This is a genomic window from Paracidovorax anthurii (assembly GCF_003269065.1).
Taxonomy (GTDB): domain Bacteria; phylum Pseudomonadota; class Gammaproteobacteria; order Burkholderiales; family Burkholderiaceae_C; genus Paracidovorax; species Paracidovorax anthurii.
The window spans coordinates 1-9485 of record NZ_QLTA01000092.1 but is presented as its reverse complement, the minus strand read 5'-3'; the positions used below and the strand labels follow the sequence as shown (position 1 = coordinate 9485).

The window sequence follows — 9485 nt, the reverse complement described above, 5'->3', positions numbered from 1 at the left end:
GCAGGCGTTGCGCCCCTGTCTCTCGCGGGCCGCGCCAACCTGATTTTTTTAAAGCCTGCTCCAGCACGCTCACTCCGTGCTGGTCAGGCTCGCTCCACTTGCGCCAGTACGCATAGACGTTGTGCCACTTGGGGAACTGCGGCGGCAGATAGCGCCACTGACAACCCGTGCGAAGCAGGTACAGCACTGCACAGAACACTTCGTACAGATCCAGCTTGATCGGTTTGGTGCTGCGCCGAACGCTGCGCAGCAGCGGCTCGATCTCGGCAAACTTCTCTCTACTGATGTCGCTTGGGTATGGCTTTCTTTTCACCCCAGGATTGTCGGGGGAGATCGTAAACACGCTCTTAGAAGAGTATCAATTCCTCGGTCAACATTAGGACAGTAAGTCCCATGTCAAGGCAATAGCTCCTGGCCCTGAAGTTGCGACCCAAAGTCCTATTCCCGCCGGAATATACAGTGGGTACGGCATTACAACTTCGCTATTTGACCCGGCGGTTGAATTTCCATTGCCAGAGAAGATGATTGGTTGACTTACATCTCCTATTCCAGTGGGTGCAACCGTTCCAGCAACGAGATTTACAGTTCCAGTGACGGGGTTGATATATCCCGTACGCACTACAGCACCGCTCGTATTCGAGGCAGGAAGAAAAACTGATACAACTCCAGGCGTGCTGGAATTCAAAAATCGCTTTCCAATTGGCTCTGCATCCATTTATGACTCCTTGTGAAGCGTTTGCGTTAGAAGATTGCAAACGATTCCATACTGCCTCTTGTTTTTCTGTTGTCAAATATTTTAATTTTATTTCATGCGCAAGGGTGATTGCAGATTTTGCCGCTCGATGTAAGCCCACTGGGCCGGCAGAAATACCATGGAAGGAATCGCTGAAAGCACCGTTGACAATTTTGAAATTAAATACAACTTGGGTGCGTTGATCTGGAACGGTTTTATTGAACAAACGGTCGCCCACGCTTGTTCCGCTGTGGAGAGATAGGGGCGGAAGCTGGGCACGTACAAAACCACGAGCCAGAGAACGCATCCACGGCCCGCTCTAGGAACGACGCCTGGCAGATGGTGTTGCGGTCGGGCATGTTCATCGCATCCTGCAGCATGCAAAAGCGCTGGTAGCCCGCAGTGTCCAGTCACTGGTCCGCCCTGAATAGTCCGCCTGGAGAAAATCGCAAGCTGTTGATCCAACTCGCGAGTTTCTCAGGGCGGGCTCAAAAGATGAACCGGTGGGTTTCTGAGTGGTTTTCGCACCGGCCTTCGCCACCGGCCGGCGGCACCCGGGCTGCCGATGGGGGCGGCGGTAACAGACGGTACGATCCACGCCACCATGTCCATCACGCCGATCTGTCCCTCCTGCCGGCAACCTGCGGAGTCCCACCGCTTTCGGGCGCATGGCGGCGGCACGGTCGAGCTGGACCTGTGCTTCGCCTGCCAGGGCCTGTGGTTCGATCCGCAGGAGAACACGCGGCTCGCGCCCGCGGCGGTGCTGGAGCTGTTCGAGCTGCTGTACCGCCACCGGGGCGATGCGCACCGCCCGGTCGCGCAGCGCCTGCAGTGTCCGCGCTGCGCGAAGGCGCTGGAGGCGGGGTTCGATCTGGGCCAGGGCGGGCGCTACCGCACCTACCGCTGCGCGGCGCGCCACGGCCGCTTCAGCACCTTCGGGGCCTTCATGGTGGAAAAAGGCTTCGTGCGGCACCTCTCGCCGCTGGAGATCGAGGCGCTGGCCCAGCGCGTGGGCACCATCGCCTGCACGGCCTGCGGCGGGGCGGTGGACATCCGCAACGACCACGCCTGCCCGTACTGCCGCTCGGCGCTGTCGCTGCTCGATCCGCAGGCGGTGGACAAGGCGCTGGAGCGGCACGCCCGCGCCGCGCGCACGGCCGCCGAACCCGCGCGGCCCGAGGCCCTGGCCGACGCGCTCATCGCGCTGGAGCGCGACCGTGAGCGCGAGCGCCGGGAGCGCCAGCGCGAGTCGTTTTCCGGCAAATCCGAGGGGTTCGACCTGCTCTCGGCGGGGGTCGAGCTGGTCTGGTCGCTGCTGCGGCGCTGACGGATCAGCGGCCGCGCCGCAGGTTCAGCAGCGCGTAGAGCCCGATCGCCCCGAAGGTGGCGGTGCCGATGCCGCCGAGCGCGAAGTCGCCGAACTTGAGCGTGAAGTCGCCCGTGCCGATGATCAGCGTGACGGCCGCCACGATGAGGTTCTTGTTGTCGGCGAAGTCCACGCGGTTGTCCACCCAGATCCTGGCGCCGGCCACGGCGATGAGGCCGAACACCACGATCGAGACGCCGCCCATCACCGGCAGCGGAATCGCCTGGATCAGCGCGCCGAACTTCGGCGAAAAGCCCAGCACCAGCGCGATCAGGCCGGCCACGAGGAACACCGCGGTCGAATAGATCCTGGTGGCGGCCATCACGCCGATGTTCTCGGCATAGGTGGTCACGCCCGTGCCGCCGGCCGCGCCGCTCACCATGGTGGCGATGCCATCGCCGATGAAGGCGCGGCCCATGTAGCGGTCGAGGTTGCGGCCCGTCATGGCGGTGACGGCCTTCACGTGGCCCAGGTTCTCGGCCACCAGGATCACGGCCACGGGCGCGATCAGCAGCATGGCCGGCGCGCTGAACACGGGCGCGGCGAAGCGCGGCAGGCCCAGCCAGGGCGCGGCCAGCACGCCGGAGAGGTCCAGCGGCTTGCCCCAGCCCAGGCCGTTGGTGAGCAGCGCGTACAGCACGCTCGCCGCGATCAGGCCCACGAGGATCAGCAGGCGCTGCAGCATGCCGCGCGTGAACACGGCAACCAGCCCCACGCACAGGAAGGTGGCGGCCTGCATCCAGCTCTCGAAATTGCTGGCCGCCATGTTCTTGATGGGCACCTGCGCGAGGTTCAGGCCGATCACCGCCACCACCGCGCCCGTGACCACGGGCGGCATGAAGCGCTCGATCCAGCCCGTGCCCACGGCCTGCACGATGGCGCCGATGGCCGTGTAGAGCAGGCCGCAGGCGATGATGCCGCCCAGCGCCACGGCCATATGGGCGTTGGGCCCCTGGCCGCCATAGCCCGTGGCCGCGATCACCACGCCGATGAAGGCGAAGCTCGATCCCAGGTAGCTCGGCACGCGGCCGCCGGTGACGAGGAAGAAGATCAGCGTGCCCAGCCCGCTCATGAGGATGGCCACGTTGGGGTCGAAGCCCATGAGGATGGGCGCGAGCACCGTGGCGCCGAACATGGCGATCACGTGCTGCACGCCCATGGCGGCGGTGTGGCCCCAGGGCAGGCGCTCGTCGGGCGCGACCACGGCGCCCTCGGCGGGCGCGGTCAGGCGCCAGCGGGGAAAGTACGAAGGGGAGGGGGAAGGCACGTTGGAAAACTCCTGGGACGACCGCCGTGGCTGGCGCCCCCTTGGGGGGCATGCGCGGCGGCGGTGGGTGGCGGGGTGGGGGGCGTGGCGAGTGTAGGCGCGGGCGCGGGGCACGCAAGGAACGCAGGGCACGTAGGGCACGTAGGGCACGTAGGAATGGGCCGACCCGCGCGCCCGGGTGCCTGCGGTAAGGTGGGCGCACCGTGTCCTCCGATGCCTCCTCCCCGCCCGCCGCGCCGCCGCGCGCCGCAGCCGCCGGCCCGTCCCGGCGCCGCCGCGCCGTGCGCGGGGTGCTGGCGGCCCTGGGCGGGCTTGGCGCGGCCGCGCTGCTGGCGGGGGCCGCCGCGTGGTGGTGGCTGCCCACCGACGCCGAACTCGCGCAGCGCGTGGGCGACGGCGCCTCCGACTGGCTGGGGGTGCCGGTCACGGTCGAGCGGCTGCAGTGGCGGGCGCTGCCCGCGCCGCGCGTGGAACTGCACGGCGTGCGCACCGGGCAGAAAGAGCCCGTGACCGCCGGGCGCATCGTGGCCGAGGCGCGCTGGTCCGACCTGCTGCGCGGCCGCCTGGCGGTGGCGCGGCTGCGCCTGGAGGACGCGGTCCTGCCCCAGCGCTCGCTGTCGCTGTTCGAGCCGCGCGGGGCGGTGCAGGGGCCCCTGGCCGCCGGGCCGTTCACGCTCGCCGCCATTCCCGTCGAGCGCGCCGAATGGCAGGGCGTGCGCTGGATCGACCGCACCGGCCGCGAGCTGGCCTATGGCGGCAGCGTGGATTTCGATGCCGAATGGCGGCCGCGCCGCGGCGACATCGAGCGCGAAGGGGCGACGCCGCTCACCCGCCTGCGCATCGAGCGCGAGGGCGGCGCGGACCGCTGGCGCGCCGAGGTCAGCGCCGGCGGCCGCACCGAGGCCGGCACGCTGCGGCTGCAGACGCCGCAGGGGCGCTACCGCGTCACCGGGGCGATCGATTTCAGCGGCGTGGACGTGGCCGCGCTGCTGGATGCCTTCGGCCGCAGCTCGGCCGTCGCGGGCCTGGCCAGCGGCCATGCCGAATTCGTCGCCGAGGGCGAGGACCCGGCCGGCGCGGTGCGGGCGCTGCGCACGGACACCCGCTTCACCGTCGTGCGCGCCCGGCTGCTCACCTTCGACCTGGAGCGCGCGGTGCGCAGCGCCGGCACGCACAAGGGCGGCACCACGCCCCTGGACCGCCTGGAGGGCGCAGTGGGCACCGAGGCCGACGCGGCCGGCGGCACCATCGTGCGCTACAGCGGCCTGCGGGCCACCTCGGGCGTGCTCACGGCCACGGGCGACGCCGTGCTGCAGAACCGCCGCGTGAGCGGCCACGTGGCCGTGGATCTGGTCGATGGCGTGGTGGGCGTGCCGCTGGAGTTCGGCGGCACGGTGGACGAGCCCACGCTGACCTTGCCGCCCGCCGCGCTGGCGGGGGCCGCCGTGGGCACGGCCATCGCGCCGGGCGTGGGCACGGCGCTGGGCGCGCGCATCGGCGAGACGGTGCGGCGCATCTTCGGCGGCGATGCCGCCGAGGCCCCGCCGCCGCGCAAGCCCCGCGCGGCCCCCTGAGGCCCGCCTTCGGCCGCAGGAGCGCCTCCCAGGGGCGATTGGCGGTCGAGTCGCCTCCATGTCGCCGGATTTATTGAATAGTTTGCTATATAAAATGTAGCAAGCAGCGCCGCGGCCGGCGCGCGCTCAGTGCCGCGCCGACAGCGCGCGCTCGATGCGGTGCCGCCCCACGGTGGTCTTGGGCACCTTGAACGGGAACCAGGCGCGCACGTCCTCCTCCAGCCCGATGCCGTGCATGAAGTTGTAGATCGCCTTCTTGAGCGCGCCGCCCAGCGCGTCGTGGTCCACGCCCGTGGGGTCGATGAAGGCCACGTCGTTCTTCGCGAAATCCCCCGGCGGCAGCGGCGCGAGCGTCACGCCGTATTCCGCGGGGTTCTGCCCCACGGGCGAGTGCACGGTGCAGGCGAAGCGGTGGAAGAAGCCGCTCTGGATGCAGCCGTTGGCGAAGAGCTGGCGCACGTATTCGAGCGCGTCCACCGTGTCCTGCACCGTCTGCGTCGGAAAGCCGTACATCAGGTAGGCGTGCACGAGGATGCCGGCATCGCTGAAGGCGCGGGTCACGCGCGCCACCTGGTCCACCGAGACTCCCTTCTTCATGAGCTGCAGCAGCCGGTCGGAGGCCACCTCCAGCCCGCCCGAGATCGCGATGCAGCCCGAGTCGGCCAGCAGTTCGGCCAGCTCGGGCGTGAAGGTCTTCTCGAAGCGCACGTTGCCCCACCACGAGATGCCCGCGTTGCGCTCGATGAGTTCGGTGGCCAGCGCCTTGAGCGCCTTCGGGGGCGCGGCTTCATCGACGAAGTGGAAGCCCGTCTGCCCGGTCTCGGCCACGATGGCCTGGATGCGGTCGGCCAGCACCTGGGCGCTCGCGCCCTCGTAGCGGCCGATGTAGTCGAGGCCCACGTCGCAGAAGCTGCACTTCTTCCAGTAGCAGCCGTGCGCCACGGTGAGCTTGTTCCAGCGCCCGTCGCTCCAGAGCCGGTGCATGGGGTTGAGCATGTCCAGCAGCGAGAGGTAGCGGTCCAGCGGCAGGCCGTCCCAGGTGGGCGTGCCGACCTCGGCGAAGGCGACGTCGGCCTCCATCATGTTCACGTACTGCACGGCGCCGTCGCCACCGTCCCCCCCATTGCGCACGAAGGTGCGCACCAGCCGCTGGCGGCCGCGCCGGCCCTCCAGGTGCTCCAGCAGCGCGAGCAGCGGGCGCTCGCCGGCGTCCAGCGTGACGAAATCGAAGAAGTCGAACACGCGCGGCTCGGCCAGCTCGCGCAACTCGGTGTTCACGAAGCCGCCGCCCAGCACGGTGGCGATGTGCGGGTGCCGCGCCTTGATGGCCTGCGCGATGCGGAAGGCCGCATAGACGGAGCCCGGGAAGGGCACCGAGAGCAGCACCACGGTGGGCTGGTGGCGCTCGACGGCCTCCAGCGTGAGCGCGTGCAGCATGTCGTCCACCAGCGTGGGCGGCGCGGCCAGGGCTTCGGCCAGCGGATCGAACGTGGGCTGGCTGCCGGCCAGCGATTCGGCGTAGCGCACGAACTCGAAGCGCTCGTCCACCGCATCGCGCAGCACGTCGGCCAGGTCGTTGAGGTAGAGCGTGGCGAGGTGCTTGGCCTTGTCCTGCAGGCCCAGGGCGCCGAAGGCCCAGCCCAGCGGGTCGCCGCCCTCGTCATCGACGTACACGTCCAGCGACGCGAAGCGCGGCCCCTCGGGCAGGAAGTGGCGGCCCGCGATGCGGTGCGCCAGCGTGCTGTCGCGCCCCTGCAGGAAGGCGATGGCCGGGCCGATGGTGGCCAGATACCGGTCCTGCTGCGCGGCGAAGGACTGCACGGCGGGGCTGCGCCGGCCCTCGGGGAGGGCCTGCACGCGCGCCGCCACCTCCTTCAGCCCCTCGGGCGAGAGCAGCCGCAGCACCAGGGCCAGCGCCAGGTCTTCCTGGTGCGCCGCGATGCCGCGCGAGCGCAGAAAGCCTGTGAGGTAGGCGGTGGACGGGTAGGGCGTGTTCAGCTGCGTCATCGGCGGGATGACGGCCAGCACGCGGCAGGCAGAAACGGGCATGGGAGCGTGGGGGTGTTTGCGCCCGATTATCCTGGCCGGTGCCCGGCCGTGCCGGGCCGGGGGCACCGCGGCGCGGCATCTATCGATATGCCTGGCGCATCTGTGGCCTTGCCTACCATCCGGCCCCATGTCTTTTTCTCAAGCGAATATGTTTTCCACGACGATGCAACGCCGGGCCTGGGCCTGGAAAGCGGCGGCCCTGGCGGCCGCGGCCTGGGTGGGCGCCGCCGGCGCACTCGCGCAGCCGGCCTATCCCTCGCGGCCCGTCACGCTGGTGGTGCCGTTCCCGCCGGGCGGCAGCAGCGACACCATCGGCCGCGCCATCGCGCCCAGGCTGGGCGAGAAGCTCGGCCAGCCCGTGATCATCGACAACCGTCCCGGCGGCGGTACGGCGGTGGCCGCCGGCTACGTGGCCCGCTCGGCGCCGGACGGCTACACGCTGCTGATCGGCTCGGGCTCCATGCTCACGCTCAACCCGGCCGTGCGGCGGGATCTGCCCTACGACTCCGTGAAGAGCTTCGAGCAGATCGGCATGGTGAGCCGCGCGGGCATGGTGCTGCTGGCCGGCAGGGATGCGCCCTTCGGCACGCTGGTGCAGTTGCAGGCCGCCGCGAAGAAGGCGCCGGGCCAGCTGCCGTATGCGTCGTTCGGCGCCGGGACCGCATCGCACTTCACGGCCGAGATGGCCTGGCTGGCGATGGGCGTGCAATTGCTGCACGTGCCCTACAAGGGCAGCGCGCCGATGCTGACGGACCTGATCGGCGGGCAGTTGCCGCTGGCGATGGACACGGTGGTCACCGCCGCGCCGCAGATCAAGGCGGGCAAGGTGAAGGCGCTGGCCGTGGCGTCGCCGCGGCGGCTGGCCAGCCTGCCGCAGGTGCCGACCTTCGCCGAGGCCGGCTTTCCCGGCGTGGTGCTCGAATCCTGGGGCACGCTGATCGCGCCGCGCGGCCTGCCCGCCGCGGTGCACGCGAAGCTGGAGAAGGCGCTGGCCGAAACCATGGCCGACCCCGGCGTGCGCAAGGCCCTGGCCGACCAGGGCGTGGAGGCCGTGGTGGGCTCCGCGGCCGAGGCCGACCGGCTGCTGGAGCGCGAACTGCCGCTCATGCGCGCCGTGGCCGCCCGCGCCCGCATGGCCGCGGACTGACGTCAGTGCCGGGCCGGGGGCTCGCCGCTGGCCTGCGCCAGGGCCTCGCGCGCCAGCCGCCGGGCGAGCTTGGCCTGGTACATGTGCTGGTCGGCGATGCGCAAGGCGTCCTCGGCGGTGCGCTGCTGGCCGGGCGGCACGGTGATGACGCCCACGCTGGCGCCCGGGTAATCCAGCAAGGTGCCCGGCAGGTCGAAACGCCCCTGCGTGGCCTGGGTGATGCGCTGGTAGAGGGTGTCCTGCGCGTTGTTCGCGGCCTCGTCGGTGTGCGCGTTGAGGCTGATCACGACGAATTCGTCCCCGCCCAGGCGCGCGGCCATGTCTTCCGCACGCAGCGTCGCTTGCAGGCGCTGCGCGATGGCGGCGAGGAACTGGTCGCCCACTTCGTGGCCGTGGGTGTCGTTGATCGATTTGAAGCCGTCCAGGTCGATGAAGGCGATCAGCACGCCCATGTGCCGGCGCTGGCCCTGCGCCAGCAGGCGCGAGAGCGCCTCCATGAGCGCGCGGCGGTTCGGTAGCCCGGTGAGCTGGTCGGTGGCGGCATAGACGGTCAGCCGCTCGTTGGCGGCAAGCAGCTTCTGGATGAGCTGCTCGCGCTCGACCTGCTGGCCGATCAGGTAGGCGAACAGCGACAGGATGCGCTCGGCCTCGGGCGTGCTGGGGCGTGAATGCGTGCTGGCGGCGCACAGCGTGCCGTACAGCTCCCCGTTGCCCATGCGCACGGGCGTGCTGGCATAGGTGCGGATGCCCAGCTCGCGCGCGGCCTGCGAGTCTCCCCAGCAGGCGGGGACGTCGTTGGTGAACGAGCGGCCTTCGTCCAGCGCGCGCTTGCACAGCGTGTCGTTCCAGGGCACGGACAGGCCCTCGGGAATCTGCATGGTGCTGGAGTTGCGCGCATACAGCACCTGCTGCACGCCGCGTGCCTGGTCGACGGAGGTGAGGTAGGTGGATTCCAGCCCCGTCACCGCCTCCAGCATCTCCAGCAGCGGTCGCGTGAGGCCTTCCACGGTCTGGGCCGTGGAGACCGACTCGGACAGTTGCTCAAGGAGTGGGGTCATACCCGGCCGATTATCCGGCACCCGCCGCCCGGCCCTTAGATCGTGAACACGTTCTAAGAGCGTGTTTACGATCTCCCCCGACAATCCTGGGGTGAAAAGAAAGCCATACCCAAGCGACATCAGTAGAGAGAAGTTTGCCGAGATCGAGCCGCTGCTGCGCAGCGTTCGGCGCAGCACCAAACCGATCAAGCTGGACCTGTACGAAGTGTTCTGTGCAGTGCTGTACCTGCTTCGCACGGGTTGTCAGTGGCGCTATCTGCCGCCGCAGTTCCCCAAGTGGCACAACGTCTA

The 9485-nt window shown here is 69.5% G+C and carries 8 protein-coding genes; 4 read left to right on the top strand and 4 right to left on the bottom strand.

All coding sequences use genetic code 11. The features are described from left to right. A partial coding sequence (locus AX018_RS23735) for a transposase (protein ID WP_245951598.1) occupies nucleotides 1-313 on the bottom strand: 313 nt, incomplete at its 3' end. Between the two features lie 1024 nt (nucleotides 314-1337). On the opposite strand from AX018_RS23735, the gene AX018_RS23730 reads away from it, so the two are divergent. Beyond that, nucleotides 1338-2060 carry a TFIIB-type zinc ribbon-containing protein gene (locus AX018_RS23730; protein ID WP_111882661.1) on the top strand — a complete coding sequence of 241 codons (723 nt, stop codon included), beginning with the start codon at nucleotides 1338-1340 and terminating at the stop codon, nucleotides 2058-2060. A 4-nt stretch (nucleotides 2061-2064) separates the two neighbouring features. Here the strand turns inward: AX018_RS23730 and AX018_RS23725 are convergent, their stop codons facing one another. Next, on the bottom strand, nucleotides 2065-3366 hold the full coding sequence (locus AX018_RS23725) for a solute carrier family 23 protein (protein WP_111882658.1): 1302 nt from the start codon (nucleotides 3364-3366) through the stop codon (nucleotides 2065-2067). A gap of 203 nt (nucleotides 3367-3569) precedes the next feature. Here AX018_RS23725 and AX018_RS23720 point away from each other — a divergent pair, with 203 nt between their 5' ends. Next, complete coding sequence (locus AX018_RS23720; RefSeq protein ID WP_211322522.1) at nucleotides 3570-4940, top strand: AsmA family protein; 1371 nt, start codon at nucleotides 3570-3572, stop codon at nucleotides 4938-4940. 126 nt (nucleotides 4941-5066) lie between these two features. On the opposite strand, the gene AX018_RS23715 is transcribed toward AX018_RS23720, so the two are convergent. Continuing rightward, complete coding sequence (locus tag AX018_RS23715) at nucleotides 5067-6989, bottom strand: B12-binding domain-containing radical SAM protein (protein WP_211322521.1); 1923 nt, start codon at nucleotides 6987-6989, stop codon at nucleotides 5067-5069. 163 nt (nucleotides 6990-7152) lie between these two features. Between AX018_RS23715 and AX018_RS23710 the strand changes: the two genes are divergently transcribed. Then, nucleotides 7153-8136, top strand: a complete 984-nt coding sequence (locus AX018_RS23710; protein ID WP_111882664.1) for a Bug family tripartite tricarboxylate transporter substrate binding protein — start codon at nucleotides 7153-7155, stop codon at nucleotides 8134-8136. Between the two features lie 2 nt (nucleotides 8137-8138). Here the strand turns inward: AX018_RS23710 and AX018_RS23705 are convergent, their stop codons facing one another. Then, on the bottom strand, nucleotides 8139-9194 hold the full coding sequence (locus AX018_RS23705) for a sensor domain-containing diguanylate cyclase (RefSeq protein ID WP_111882652.1): 1056 nt from the start codon (nucleotides 9192-9194) through the stop codon (nucleotides 8139-8141). 91 nt (nucleotides 9195-9285) lie between these two features. Between AX018_RS23705 and AX018_RS23700 the strand changes: the two genes are divergently transcribed. After that, nucleotides 9286-9485: transposase (locus tag AX018_RS23700; protein ID WP_146749434.1), on the top strand; the 200-nt coding region annotated here is incomplete at its 3' end.

What these genes read in the sequence shown, in the direction of transcription:
- AX018_RS23730 (WP_111882661.1), top strand. Translation starts at nt 1,338, where the DNA reads ATGTCCATCACGCCGATCTGTCCCTCCTGCCGGCAACCTGCGGAGTCC.
- AX018_RS23715 (WP_211322521.1), bottom strand. Translation starts at nt 6,989, where the DNA reads ATGCCCGTTTCTGCCTGCCGCGTGCTGGCCGTCATCCCGCCGATGACG.
- AX018_RS23710 (WP_111882664.1), top strand. Translation starts at nt 7,153, where the DNA reads ATGCAACGCCGGGCCTGGGCCTGGAAAGCGGCGGCCCTGGCGGCCGCG.
- AX018_RS23705 (WP_111882652.1), bottom strand. Translation starts at nt 9,194, where the DNA reads ATGACCCCACTCCTTGAGCAACTGTCCGAGTCGGTCTCCACGGCCCAG.